This window comes from Nakamurella deserti (assembly GCF_003260015.1).
Taxonomy (GTDB): Bacteria; Actinomycetota; Actinomycetes; order Mycobacteriales; family Nakamurellaceae; genus Nakamurella; species Nakamurella deserti.
In genome coordinates this window covers 887,331-899,125 of the sequence record NZ_QCXS01000003.1, presented here as the reverse complement: position 1 = coordinate 899,125, position 11,795 = coordinate 887,331, and the positions used below count along the sequence as shown (strand labels likewise).

Below are 11,795 nucleotides of genomic sequence, written 5' to 3'. Positions count from 1 at the left end.
GATACCGACGGACACCGACACCACCCGGCCGTGGAGGACGCCCGGTCCGACGACCCCGAAATGGCCGCCGGGGCGCTCCCGGTGCACCAGGATGGGCGGGTGTCCGCCACCGCCGCCCGGTCCGTCCGTCGCTCCGTCGCCGTCCTCGTCGCGGGGGTGGCGTTGACCGCCGGGTGTGCGGGCACCTCCCGCCCGGCCGCGACCGGCACGGCCGGGGGGTTCACCACGACGGTCGCCGACTCCACGACGACGGTCGCCGACTCCGCGACGACGGTCGCCGACTCCACCCCAGCGGCGACGGCGCCGACGCCGACCGGGGAAGTGCCGCCCACCCCGTCCTCGGTCGCCGGGACCGCGGCCACCACGGACGTCCCCGCGGCTGCCGCGGGCCGCTGCGCCGACGGCGGCGTGCCGGTGATCCAGGGTGGCGCGGACGCCGCGATGGGAGCGCGGTACGTCGCTCTCACCGCCGTCAACTGCACGTCGGCGCCGATCGAGCTGTCCGGGTTCCCCGAGATCGAGATGTTCGAGGCCGACGGAGCTCCCGTGAACGTCGCCCCGGTGCCCGGGGTGGTCGGCGAGGTCGGCACCGATCAGCCGTCGCACACCGTCAGCGTCGCACCGGGAGGCAGCGCCTTCGTCCGGTTGAGCTGGCGCAACCTCACCGAGACCGACGCGCCGGTCACCGCCGAGTCGGTCGTCGTCACGCCCGGCCCCGGTCTGGCCCCGCAAACGGTTCCGATGACCGTCGACCTGGGCACGACCTACGAGGCCTACGTGACCAGCTGGACGCTCACCCCACCCGACGTCGCGGTGCCGCTGACGGTGCCCGGCACCGCCGTCGCCGGGTCGACCGCGATAACGGGCTGACTCACGGTCCGTCGGTGGGGCGCCCGCGGCGGATCCGCCGGTACTCGGCGTCCAGCAGCTTCCCGCGGTCGGCGACAGCGCGGACGCGGCGCTCGATGTCGGCCGCTGGGTCCCGGTGGGTGTGGTGCGTCGTCGGTGCTGGTCGCGCCGGCCGCGCGAACGGGACCCCGCCCATCGCGGCGACGGCCGCCGAGAGGTCGACGTGGACGTCGTCGAGGGTGACGGTCCTACCGTCCTTCATCGACAGCCGGACGCGCTCGACGCCCGGCTGCGCGCCGGTGACGAGCTCGATCTCGTCCCATCTCAGCGAGCTCCGGAGTCGCCAGCGCCGGGTGATGCCGCCCGCGTCGACGACGGTGGGGCGGCGCAGACGCATGACGCCGGACGCGGTGACGACGGTCAGGAAGACGGCGCTGCTCGACCAGCTCCCGCGCGACCAGGTCCAGGCCAGGAAACCGAGGTACGGCACGGCGATCACCGTCAGGATGAGCCGGTCACGCCGTGACACCGCCGGCCGTCGTCCGACGATCCGGTCCGGCGTCCCGTTCTCCGAGCTCATGGCTTCCGCCTCCACCCCGCGGAGCGGTCCGTCAGCCGAGTCCCGGGAAGTCCGCGACGACCTCACCGATGGCCTGGTCGAGCATCTCCAACCCGAGCGCGATCTCCGCGGGCGTGCTGGTCAACGGCGGCGCGATGCGGAAGGTGCCGCCCATCCCGCGCAACTGGACGACGTTCATGTGCAGCCCCAGCTGCAGGCAGCGCTGCGTCACCTGCGCCCCGAGAACGTCCGAACCGAGCTTGGTCTCCCGGTCCAGGACCAGTTCGATGCCCTGCAGCAGTCCGCGGCCACGGACGTCGCCGACGACCTCGTGCCGGGCCTGGATGTCGAGCAGCCCCTGCCGGAGCTGGGCGCCCCGGGCGGCGACGACCTCGGTCATCCGGTCGCGCTGCAACACGTCGAGCACGGTGTTGCCCACCGCGGCGACCAGCGGGTCCGAGACGTGGGTGGTGAAGAACAGGTAGCCGCGGTCGCGGGCGGTCTGCTCGATCTCGGCGGAGGTGACCACCGCGGCCAGCGGCAGGCCGGCGCCGAGGGTCTTGGACAACGTGAGGATGTCGGGAACGACGCCGTCGCGCTCGAAGGCGTACCAGTCGCCGGTCCGGCACAGGCCCGTCTGCGCCTCGTCCAGGATCAGCAGCATCCCGCGTTCCCGGCACTTGGCCTGCAGCGCGGCGAGATACCCCGGCGGCGGCTCGATGATGCCGGCCGAGCTGAGGATCGGCTCGACGATGCACGCCGCCAGGCTGCCGACCGACTGGGCGTCGATCATCGCGAACGCGTGGTCCAGCTGCCGTCGCCAGTCGAGGGTGCCGTCGGGGTGGACGACGTCGGGCCGGTAGCTGTGCGGCGTCGGGATCGCGAAGTTGCCCGGTGCCACCGGGCCGTAGCCGAACCGTCCCGAGCTGTACGTCGCGGCCGCGGCGCCGGCGGTCATGCCGTGCCAGGAGCCGCTGAACGACACCGTCTCGAATCTGCCGGTCACCAGCTTGGCCATCCGCAGCGCGGCCTCGTTCGACTCGGCGCCGGTGGTCAGCAGCAGCACCTTCTCCAGCGGGTCCGGCAGGGTGCCGGCGATCCGCCGGGCCAGGTCCACCACGGGCCGTGACAGCATCCCGCTGAAGAGGTGGTCCAGGGTGGCGATGCCGTGCTGCACGGTGGCGACGATGTCGGGGTGCGAGTGACCGAGGATGGCGCTCATCTGACCGGACGTGAAATCCAGGATGCGTCGCCCGCTCTCGGTGAACAGCCAGCTGCCGGCGGCGCGTTCGATGATCTCCGGGCTGAAGCCGCCGCCGTACCGGATGAGGTGCCGGTCGGCGTCGGCCCAGAAGTCGTCGGCGGCGCGGGTGGGGGCGGTGAGCGTCATGACCTGCACGTTAGGACCCGAGCCGGGGCAACGTCCATCGCACGATGGCGGCCAGGCTGTGCGGATCTGCTGAACAATGCGTGCATGACCCTGGACCCGTGGCGACTCCGGTTGCTCACCCAGTTCGCCGACCGCGGCACCGTCCGCGCGGTCGCGGCGGCGCTGTCGCTGAGCCCGTCAGCGGTGTCGCAGCAGCTCACGGTGCTCGAGCGGGAGGCTCGGGCCACCCTGCTCGACCGGCACGGCCGCCGGTTGGTGCTCACTCCGGACGGCGCCCGGCTGGTTGAGCATGCGCGGGAGATCCTGGACCGGATCGACGTCGCCGAGCGGGATCTGGCCGGTCGTGGAGCCGCGCCGGTCGGCCCGGTACGGATCGCCGCGTTCTCCAGTGCCCTGTCGGCGCTGATCATCCCGGCGCTCGCCCGGCTCGCGGCCGCGCATCCCCTGCTCGAGCCGAGCACCGTCGAGTCGGAGCCGCACGAGTCGGTGCCGGCCCTGTTGCGCGGCGAGTGCGATCTGGCGGTCGTCGCCGAGGTCGGAGACGCCCCGCTGCCCCGCGGCGCCCCGATGGTGACCGTCCCGCTGGTCACGGATCGGCTCGTCACCGTCGTGAGCACCGACCGGGCGGCGCCCGCCGGTCTCGCCGAGTTGGCCGAGTCGCCGTGGGTACTGGACAGCGCCAGCAGCTATCTGTCCGACCTGGTGCTGCGGAGATGCCGGCAGGCCGGGTTCGAGCCGAGGGTGGTCGCCCGCTACCGCAGCTTCGGGATGATGCTGCAGCACGTCGAAGCGGGAACGGCGGTCACGGTGCTGCCCGAGCTGGCCATCGACCCGCGGTACCGGGTGCACACCGCGGTCGTCGAACCGGTCGTCCGGCGGTCCGTCTCGGCGGCGCTCCGGGCGGGTTCCGAGCCCCGCCCGGCGGTGCAGGTCGTCGTCGACGCGCTCCGTCGACGCTGAGCGCTCAGGCGGGATCGGCCGCCGGGACGGTGTCGTGCTGGGGGTCCGGGTGCGCCGCCCGCATGCTCCGGGTGCGGTTGCGGACCGGGAAGTACTCCAGCAGCGCGTTGTTGAACTGGGCGCCCAGGATGATCGCCATGCACGCGAAGTAGTAGAAGAGCAGGAAGGTGATCGGGGTGGCGAGCGCCCCGTAGGTCAGGCCGTGGCTGTAGACGTAGGCCAGGTACAGCCGCAGCCCGAAGCTGAACACCAGGAACATCGCCGCCGCCAGCAGCGCGCCCGGGATTCCACGCACCCACGGATGTTTGACCTTGGGGGCGACCTTGTAGAGCGTGGTGAGCAGCAGCAGCAGGACCAGCACGGTGGCCGGGTAGTAGCTGAAGCCGATGACGCTGGTGACGTTGTCCCGCCAGTCCTGGGGGAACAGCCGCGGCAGGTATTCCGGGCCGATCGCGATCAGCGGCAGCAGCAGGATGCCGAACACCAGGGCGATCAGGTAGAGCCCCAGCGCGAAGAACCGCTCCACCACGGGGTGCCGGAACTCGTGCTGGCGGTAGGCGACGGTGATGGCCTCGACGAACGCCGACATCGCCGACGAGCCGGCCCACAGGCTGATGATCAGGCCCACCGAGACCACGTCGGTGCGGCCGCGATCGAGGATCGTCTCCACGGTGTTGCCGACGAGATCCGAGGCGACCTCGGGGTTGAACAACCCGTGCAGGAAGCGGTCGACCTGGTCCTGGATGGCCGCGATGGTGTCCGGCCCGAAGAGCGGCGCGATGAGTCCCACGAGCCCGAGCAGGGCGAGCAGGATCGGCGCGGTGGACAGCGCGCACCAGAACGCCGCCTGCGCGCTGAGACCGAACAGCGAGTCGCCCCAGGCCTTGCCCAGCGTCCGGCCGGCCACCCGCCGCCAGCGCTTCTGCCGGGCCGGCGGCAGGTCGCCGGCCACGAACTCGTGCCACGCCAGCGGGCCGAGGTCGGCGCCGTGCGGCACCGGGTCGTTGGGCAGCGGCTCGTGGATCTCCTTGCCCGCCTTCGCCCGGGCCAGGTACGCGCGGAACGCCAACTGCTCGGTCCGCGACAGCACACCGTCGTGGTTGGTGTCGGCCAGCTCGAACATCTCGTGCTCGAGCTGCTCCTGCTCGGTCATCGGCCGCCCCTTGACCGGGGCGTGCCGCATGATCTGCGCGGTCGCCTCGGAGTCGCCGGCCGCGGGGTGCCGCTGGTCGAACGGCGACAGGTCGGACCGGGAGCCGTCGGACGGAGTGCTCATACGTCGAGGATGCCCCGTCCGGCGGGCTCACGGGGGAACGGGCGCGGGTCACGCGCCGAAACGGTGCACAACTGTGCTGTGACGCCGCGACGAGCCGGTTCCACACCGGCTGTTGCTGGTGCTGTTGCCGCTGCCGCTGCCGCTGCCGCTGCCGTTGCTGCCGCTGCCGCTGCTGTTGCTGCCGCCGGTACCGCCGCTGCTGTTGCTGCCGCTGCCGCTGCTGTTGCTGCCGCCGGTACCGCCGCTGCTGTTGCTGCCGCTGCCGCTGCCGCTGCCGCTGCCGCTGCCGCTGCCGGTGCTGGTGCCGGTGCCGTCGCCGCTGCCGCCCGCGCGCGCCGGCACCTGTCGGGCCGCCCGCGCGTAACAGCCGCGTCATCCCCCCGACCCTCACCGGTCAACCTCATCCCTAGAGTTCGACCCATGGCGGACTTCGAACACCGGTTCCTCACGCGCGCACTCGAGCTGGCGGCCGAGGGGGCGGCGTCCGGGGCCGGCGGCCCGTTCGGGGCGGTGCTGGTCAAGGACGGTGCGATCGTCGGCGAGGGCTGGAACGAGGTCATCGCGACCAACGACCCGACGGCGCACGCGGAGATCACCGTCATCCGCCGCACGTGTGCCGCGTTGGGCACCTTCCAGCTCGACGGTTTCCAGCTCTACTCGTCGTGCGAGCCGTGCCCGATGTGCCTCGGCGCGGTCTACTGGGCCCGTCCCGAGGTCGTCTACTTCGCCGGCACCAAGGACGACGCCGCGTACGGCGGCTTCGACGACTCGTTCATCTACAGCGAGCTGGCCGGCCCGATGGGCGACCGCACGATCCCGTTCGTCCAGGTCGACACCGACGGTGCCCGTGACGTGTTCACCGCGTGGCTCGCCAAGGCCGACCGGACCGCGTACTGATGCCCGGCCCGTTCGCCGAGCTCGCCGTCCACGCCCGGCGGGCGATCGTCGACGGCGAGGAGCGGCCCGTCTCGCTGGCCGTCAGACTCGGCCGCATCGTCGGCATCCACGAGTTCGGCACCGCCGTCGCCGCGCAGCAGCAGTGGACGCTGGCCGACGACGAGGTGCTCATCCCGGGCATCGTCGACACCCACGTGCACATCAACGAACCCGGCCGCACCGAGTGGGAGGGTTTCGACACCGCCACCGCGGCGGCCGCGGCGGCCGGCGTCACCACGCTGATCGACATGCCGCTGAACTCGCTGCCGCCCACCCTCACCGCGGCCGCGCTGGCCACCAAGAAGGCCGCGGCCCGCGGCCGGTGCCGGGTCGACACCGGCTTCTGGGGCGGGGCGGTGCCGACCAACCTCGACGACCTGCCGGAGCTCTTCGCCGCCGGGGTGTTCGGCGTCAAGTGTTTCCTGCAGGACTCCGGGGTGCCCGAGTTCCCGCCGCTCGCGGCCGCCGAACTGGAGCGGGCCATGACGGTCATCGCGGGCCTGGACGGGCTGCTGCTGGTACACGCCGAGGACCCGGCCGTGCTGCACGTGTCACCGACCCCGCTCGGCCGCGACTACCAGGCGTTCGTCGCCTCCCGGCCGGACACCGCCGAGGCCGCCGCCGTGCGGACCGTCATCGAGACGTCCCGGCGGACCGGCTGCCGGGTGCACATCGTGCACTTGTCGTCGGCGGCCGGCGCGGAGCTCATCCGGCAGGCCAAGGCCGACGGGGTCCCGATCACCGCCGAGACGTGCCCGCACTATCTGACTCTCGCCGCCGAGGACATCCCCGACGGCCGGCCCCAGTACAAGTGCTGCCCGCCCATCCGTGGGCACGCCGACCAGGAGGCGCTGTGGGCGGCGCTGCTGGACGGCACCATCGACATCGTCGTCACCGACCACTCGCCGTCCACGCCGGAGCTGAAGATCCTCGACGTCGGCGACCTGGGGCTCGCCTGGGGTGGCATCGCCGGGCTGCAGTTCGGCTTCGCGGCCACCCTGACCGAGGCGCGCCGCCGCGGCATAAGCCTGCCGCAGGTGCTGCAGTGGATGTCCCGGGGACCCGCGGATCTCGTGGGCCTGCCGCACAAAGGGCGTCTCACCCTCGGCGCCGACGCTGATCTGATCGCCCTCGCCGTCGACGAGACCTACACCGTCACAACCGATCTCATTCGTCACAAGCACCCGGTCACGCCCTACCTGGGTGCGCAGCTGACCGGGCGGGTGAGAGCATGCTGGCTGCGCGGCACCCGGCTGGACGACAGCACGGTCGCCGGACAGCTGTTGACCCAGCGGTTCTGACCGCAGATGAGGAGCACCATGGCCAAGCGCACCGACCTGGACCTCGCGAGCCGCGCCCTCGGCGGCTCGGTCCGCTACGCCAGCGACGAGTTCTTCGCCCCGCGGGAGGCGCTGATCCTGCCGGGCGAGTCGGTGCACGACACCTCCACGTTCGGTGCGCACGGCAAGATCTACGACGGCTGGGAGACCCGCCGCCGCCGGACCCCGGGACACGACTGGGCCGTGGTGCAGCTCGGTGCCCCCGGTGTCATCCACGAGATCGTCGTGGACACCGCCTGGTTCCTCGGCAACTATCCGCCGGAGATCTCCGTCGAGGCGGTCTGGATGGACGGCAGCCCGGACGAGGAGACCCTGCAGGCCGCCGACTGGACCACCATCGTGCCGAGCTCGGCCGCACGCGGGAACACCAAAAACACCTACCGGGTGCACAACCACTACGCCTTCACCCACGTCCGGCTGAACATCTTCCCCGACGGTGGCGTCGCCCGGCTGCGCGTCCGCGGCACCGCGGTGCCCGACCCGCGCGTCCTCGGGTCGCGCATCGATCTGGCCGCCCTGCAGCACGGCGGCGACGTCGCCGAGATCAGCGACATGTTCTACTCCGACGCCCGGCTGTTGCTCTACCCCGGTGTCGCGCGCTCGATGGCCGAGGGCTGGGAGACCGCCCGCCGCCGCACCGCCGGCAACGACTACGTGGTCGTCACCCTGGCCGGCCCGTCCACGCTGGACTACGTCGACTTCGACACCCACTACTTCCTCGGCAACGCCCCGGGCTGGGTCCGGTTGTCGGCCCGCACCGACGCGGACGCGCCCTGGGTGGAGATCCTGCCGCGCAGCAAGATCTCCTCCGACGCGCACAACCGGTTCCGGCTGGACCACGTCACCGACGAGATCACCGCCGTCCGGGTCGACGTCTATCCCGACGGCGGCTTCTCCCGCCTGCACCTCTTCGGTGAGCTCGCCCCGGCCGCGCTGTCGGAGGCGATCGCGCACTGGCTGCGGCTGCTGCCGTCGTCCGCGTACGCGGCGATGCTGGCGTCGTACGGCATCCCGTTCGCCGCGGTGAAGGACCTGTCCGCCGAGCAGCTGCTGACCCTGACCTGGTGACTGTGAACCCGACGACGATGGACCTGCGGACCTTCAACACCTCCGACGACGCGACCGTGCGTCCGCTGCTGGACGGCTGCCTCGACATCGACACCTGGGTCGACTCGCTGATCGGTGCGCGGCCCTTCGAGAGTCGACAGGCGTTGTTGGACCACGGGTTCCGGGCGTCGGCGGCGATCACCTGGGACCAGGTCGCCACCGCGCTCGCCCGGCACCCGCGGATCGGGGAACGCGCGTCCGGCTCCGACGCCGCCCGGTCGGCGTCGGAGCAGAGCGGTGTCGCTGCCGGCGAACACGACGCCTTCGCCGCTGCGAATCGGCGCTACGAGGAACGCTTCGGCCACATCTTCCTCATCTGCGCCAGCGGCCGCAGCGGGGCGGAGATGCTCGCGGCGCTCGAGCAGCGCCTCGGTAACGACGACGGCACCGAGCACGACGTGGTCATCCGCGAGCTGCGGGCGATCGCGGCGCTCCGACTGGAGAAGGCGGTCCCGGCATGATCGATCGGATCTCGACCCACATCCTCGACACCACCCGGGGTGTCCCCGCCGCAGGGGTGCCCGGCCGGCTCGAACGGCGCGCGGACGACGGCACCTGGCTGCCGGCCGGCGACGGGATCACCGACGCCGACGGCCGGATCGGCCGGCTGAACGAGGAGCCGGTGGCACCCGGCGAGTTCCGGGTCACCCTGGACACCGAGGGTCACCTCGCCGCAGGCGCGTTCTACCCGGCGATCACCCTGACCATCCGGCTGGACGGGGCCCGCACGCACTACCACCTGCCGGTACTCGCCGGCACCTACACGTACTCCACGTACCTGGGCAGCTGAACCGCTCCCACCTGCGACGGTGTTCCGGGGATGTGACCGCGGGCGGCGCAGATCTTCACACCGTCGTCATCTGAACCGGTCAGGATGATCCCCATCGTCGGCACCACCGGGCACCGCGAGGCGACCCCGGCGCCGGGAGCCACCGCACGGGATGGGAACACATGGGGATCAGGCTCGGGGAGAACCGGTACGGCAAGGCGGAGGTGCGGCTGGTCCACCTCGACCGCAGCAAGCCGCAGCACGTCATCAAGGACCTCAACGTCACCAGCCAGCTGATCGGTGACTTCACCGCGGCGCACAGCACCGGCGACAACGGCCGGGTCATCGCCACCGACACCCAGAAGAACACCGTCTACGCGCTGGCCAAGACCGGCGGGGTGGGCGCGATCGAGGAGTTCGCGCTGCGGATGGCGCGCAATTTCGTCGACAAGTACGACTGGATCACCGGGTCCCGGCAGGAGATCGAGGAGTACGCGTGGAACTCGGTGTACGCCGACGGCCAGCCGGTCGGGCACTCGTTCGTCCGCGGCTCCTCGGAGGTCCGCACCACCGTGGTGTGGAAGGACGGACCCGCCGAGACGGTCATCTCCGGGCTGACCGACCTGGTGCTGCTCAACAGTGCGCACAGCGAGTTCCACGGCTTCCCGCAGGTCGAGTACACGTCGCTGATCGAGACGAACGACCGCATCCTGGCCACCGCCTGCACGGCGCGCTGGGTGTACGTCGGGATGGACCCCGACAGCGCCGACTGGGACGCCCTTTTCACCGGGATCCGGGCGCTGCTGCTGAAGACCTTCGCCACCACCCACTCGCTGGCCCTGCAGCAGACGCTCTACGCGATGGGAGAGGCGGTGCTGCAGGTGTTCCCGGAGGTCGGCGAGATCCGGTTCTCGATGCCCAACAAGCACCACTTCCTGGTCGACATGAAGCACTTCGGACTCGACAACGACAACGAGGTCTTCTACGCGGCGGATCGGCCCTACGGGCTGATCCAGGCGGCCGTCGTTCGTGATGACGCGCCGGTGCCCCCGGCCGTCTGGTCCGGGATCGCGGGGTTCATCTGATGAGTACGTCCACCAGCTCCACCACTGACGTCGTCCGTCCAGAGGACGAGAAGCTCCCCGTCGGGTCCGCCTTCTTCTTCGGCCTCCAGCACATCCTGGCGATGTACGCCGGGGTGGTGTCCCCGCCGCTGATCATCGGTGCGGCAGCCGGTCTCAGCGGCACCGAGATCGCCACCCTGGTCACCGCGGCGCTGTTCGTGTCCGGGCTCGGAACCCTGCTGCAGTCCCTGGGGCTGCCGTTCGTCGGATCAAAACTACCCCTGGTGCAGGGGGTCTCGTTCGCCGCGGTCGGCACCATGACCGCGGCCGCCACCGACACCGCCATCGGCGACCCGCACGCCCGGCTCGCCGTCATCTTCGGGGCGGTGATCGTGGCCGGTGTCTTCGGCTTCGTCATCGCGCCGCTGTTCGCCCAGCTCGTCCGGTACTTCCCGCCGGTGGTCACCGGCTGCGTCATCACCGTCATCGGGCTGTCGCTGTTCCCGGTCGCGTTGCGCTGGATCCGCGGCAACGCGACGATCCGGGTCAACGGTGAGCTCGTCGACAACCCGAACTACGCCGCCGGCTGGGCGCTCGCACTCGGCGCGGTCACCCTGTTCGTGACGCTCGCGGTGGCCCGCTTCGGCCGGGGCCTCTTCGCCCGGATGGCCGTCATGGTCGGCCTCGTCGTCGGCACCGGCATCGCCACCGTCATGGGCAAGGTCAACTGGGGCGCGGTCGGCACCGGGCCGGTGTTCCAGCTGCCGCAGCCGTTCTTCTTCGGCGCCCCGCAGTTCCGCATCGGCGTCATCATCTCCATGTGCATCGTGATCCTGGTGATCATGGCCGAGACCACCGCCGACCTGCTCGCGGTCGGCGAGATCCTCGGGACCGACGTCGACCGCAAACGCATCGCCGACGGGTTGCGCGCCGACATGGGGGCCACCGCCATCGCGCCGATCTTCAACGGCTTCCCGATCAGCGCCTTCGCCCAGAACGTCGGCATGGTCGCGATGACCGGGATCAAGAGCCGCTTCGTGGTGGCGGCCGGAGGCGGCATCCTGGTCGTCCTCGGACTGCTGCCCGTGCTCGGGCGGGTGATGAACGCGATCCCGCAGCCGGTGCTCGGTGGCGCCGGCATCGTGCTCTTCGGGTCGGTGGCGGCATCGGGCATCCGGACGCTGAGCCGGGTCACCTTCACCAACTCCAACGTGCTCATCGTGGCCACCTCGATCGGCGTCGGCATCATCCCCATCACGGTGCCGGAGATCTACCTGCACATGCCGGACTGGCTGCACAAGATCTTCGAGTCCGGGATCAGCGCCTGTGCCATCTTCGCCGTGGTGCTCAACCTGCTCTTCAACCACCTCGGGAGCGGCGCGCCGGCCGCGGCGGGCGGCGGGTCCGAGGGCGCCGCCCATTGACTCCGACCGGTCGGTGAGCGCCGCCCGGCACCCGGGCGCGATCGTCGGATCTTTCCGGATCGACCGTGCAACCGGTGCCCGGCGACCCTCCGTCTGGGTCCCGACGACGACGGGCCGGACC

At 71.5% G+C, this 11,795-nt stretch carries 13 protein-coding genes; 10 read left to right on the top strand and 3 right to left on the bottom strand.

The window, feature by feature from the left end; translation table 11 throughout:
* Nucleotides 1–99 precede the first annotated feature (99 nt).
* The gene (locus DB033_RS17410) at nucleotides 100–870 is read left to right on the top strand and encodes a DUF4232 domain-containing protein (RefSeq protein ID WP_157970768.1); all 771 of its coding nucleotides are present in this window, start codon (nucleotides 100–102) and stop codon (nucleotides 868–870) included.
* A 1-nt stretch (nucleotide 871) separates the two neighbouring features.
* Here DB033_RS17410 and DB033_RS17405 read toward each other — a convergent pair whose 3' ends face one another.
* Nucleotides 872–1,429: a hypothetical protein gene (locus DB033_RS17405; protein ID WP_157970767.1), complete on the bottom strand. Its 558-nt coding sequence runs from the start codon at nucleotides 1,427–1,429 to the stop codon at nucleotides 872–874.
* A 31-nt stretch (nucleotides 1,430–1,460) separates the two neighbouring features.
* On the bottom strand, nucleotides 1,461–2,798 hold the full coding sequence (locus tag DB033_RS17400) for an aspartate aminotransferase family protein (protein WP_111768109.1): 1,338 nt from the start codon (nucleotides 2,796–2,798) through the stop codon (nucleotides 1,461–1,463).
* Nucleotides 2,799–2,882: 84 nt separating this feature from the next.
* Here DB033_RS17400 and DB033_RS17395 point away from each other — a divergent pair, with 84 nt between their 5' ends.
* On the top strand, nucleotides 2,883–3,758 hold the full coding sequence (locus DB033_RS17395) for a LysR substrate-binding domain-containing protein (RefSeq protein WP_111768108.1): 876 nt from the start codon (nucleotides 2,883–2,885) through the stop codon (nucleotides 3,756–3,758).
* 4 nt (nucleotides 3,759–3,762) lie between these two features.
* Here DB033_RS17395 and DB033_RS17390 read toward each other — a convergent pair whose 3' ends face one another.
* Nucleotides 3,763–5,034, bottom strand: coding sequence for a YhjD/YihY/BrkB family envelope integrity protein (locus DB033_RS17390; protein WP_240615959.1), 1,272 nt, complete (start codon nucleotides 5,032–5,034; stop codon nucleotides 3,763–3,765).
* A gap of 112 nt (nucleotides 5,035–5,146) precedes the next feature.
* On the opposite strand from DB033_RS17390, the gene DB033_RS17385 reads away from it, so the two are divergent.
* The 8 genes from DB033_RS17385 to DB033_RS17350 all read left to right on the top strand — a co-directional run bounded on the left by DB033_RS17385 (nucleotide 5,147) and on the right by DB033_RS17350 (nucleotide 11,674).
* Entirely contained in the window at nucleotides 5,147–5,398 is a 252-nt protein-coding gene (locus tag DB033_RS17385) for a hypothetical protein (RefSeq protein WP_157970766.1), read from the top strand.
* A 56-nt stretch (nucleotides 5,399–5,454) separates the two neighbouring features.
* Entirely contained in the window at nucleotides 5,455–5,931 is a 477-nt protein-coding gene (locus tag DB033_RS17380; RefSeq protein WP_111768107.1) for a nucleoside deaminase, read from the top strand.
* Nucleotides 5,931–7,271 (top strand): allantoinase AllB, encoded by a 1,341-nt coding sequence (allB, locus tag DB033_RS17375; protein ID WP_111768106.1) that lies wholly within the window; start codon nucleotides 5,931–5,933, stop codon nucleotides 7,269–7,271. Before DB033_RS17380 ends, allB begins: the two co-directional genes overlap by 1 nt.
* 18 nt (nucleotides 7,272–7,289) lie before the next feature.
* Nucleotides 7,290–8,378: an allantoicase gene (gene alc / locus DB033_RS17370; RefSeq protein WP_111768105.1), complete on the top strand. Its 1,089-nt coding sequence runs from the start codon at nucleotides 7,290–7,292 to the stop codon at nucleotides 8,376–8,378.
* Nucleotides 8,375–8,878: a 2-oxo-4-hydroxy-4-carboxy-5-ureidoimidazoline decarboxylase gene (gene uraD, locus DB033_RS17365; RefSeq protein WP_240615958.1), complete on the top strand. Its 504-nt coding sequence runs from the start codon at nucleotides 8,375–8,377 to the stop codon at nucleotides 8,876–8,878. Before alc ends, uraD begins: the two co-directional genes overlap by 4 nt.
* Entirely contained in the window at nucleotides 8,875–9,207 is a 333-nt protein-coding gene (locus DB033_RS17360; protein ID WP_111768103.1) for a hydroxyisourate hydrolase, read from the top strand. Before uraD ends, DB033_RS17360 begins: the two co-directional genes overlap by 4 nt.
* Before the next feature lie 161 nt (nucleotides 9,208–9,368).
* Entirely contained in the window at nucleotides 9,369–10,271 is a 903-nt protein-coding gene (gene pucL, locus DB033_RS17355) for a factor-independent urate hydroxylase (protein WP_111768102.1), read from the top strand.
* Nucleotides 10,271–11,674 (top strand): nucleobase:cation symporter-2 family protein, encoded by a 1,404-nt coding sequence (locus tag DB033_RS17350; protein WP_111768101.1) that lies wholly within the window; start codon nucleotides 10,271–10,273, stop codon nucleotides 11,672–11,674. Before pucL ends, DB033_RS17350 begins: the two co-directional genes overlap by 1 nt.
* Nucleotides 11,675–11,795: the final 121 nt, after the last annotated feature.

Bases quoted from the DNA above. Each gene is read 5' to 3' on its own strand.
- DB033_RS17405 (WP_157970767.1), bottom strand. From the start codon at position 1,429: ATGAGCTCGGAGAACGGGACGCCGGACCGGATCGTCGGACGACGGCCG.
- DB033_RS17390 (WP_240615959.1), bottom strand. From the start codon at position 5,034: ATGAGCACTCCGTCCGACGGCTCCCGGTCCGACCTGTCGCCGTTCGAC.
- DB033_RS17360 (WP_111768103.1), top strand. From the start codon at position 8,875: ATGATCGATCGGATCTCGACCCACATCCTCGACACCACCCGGGGTGTC.
- allB (WP_111768106.1), top strand. From the start codon at position 5,931: ATGCCCGGCCCGTTCGCCGAGCTCGCCGTCCACGCCCGGCGGGCGATC.
- DB033_RS17395 (WP_111768108.1), top strand. From the start codon at position 2,883: ATGACCCTGGACCCGTGGCGACTCCGGTTGCTCACCCAGTTCGCCGAC.
- alc (WP_111768105.1), top strand. From the start codon at position 7,290: ATGGCCAAGCGCACCGACCTGGACCTCGCGAGCCGCGCCCTCGGCGGC.
- DB033_RS17350 (WP_111768101.1), top strand. From the start codon at position 10,271: ATGAGTACGTCCACCAGCTCCACCACTGACGTCGTCCGTCCAGAGGAC.
- pucL (WP_111768102.1), top strand. From the start codon at position 9,369: ATGGGGATCAGGCTCGGGGAGAACCGGTACGGCAAGGCGGAGGTGCGG.
- DB033_RS17400 (WP_111768109.1), bottom strand. From the start codon at position 2,798: ATGACGCTCACCGCCCCCACCCGCGCCGCCGACGACTTCTGGGCCGAC.
- DB033_RS17380 (WP_111768107.1), top strand. From the start codon at position 5,455: ATGGCGGACTTCGAACACCGGTTCCTCACGCGCGCACTCGAGCTGGCG.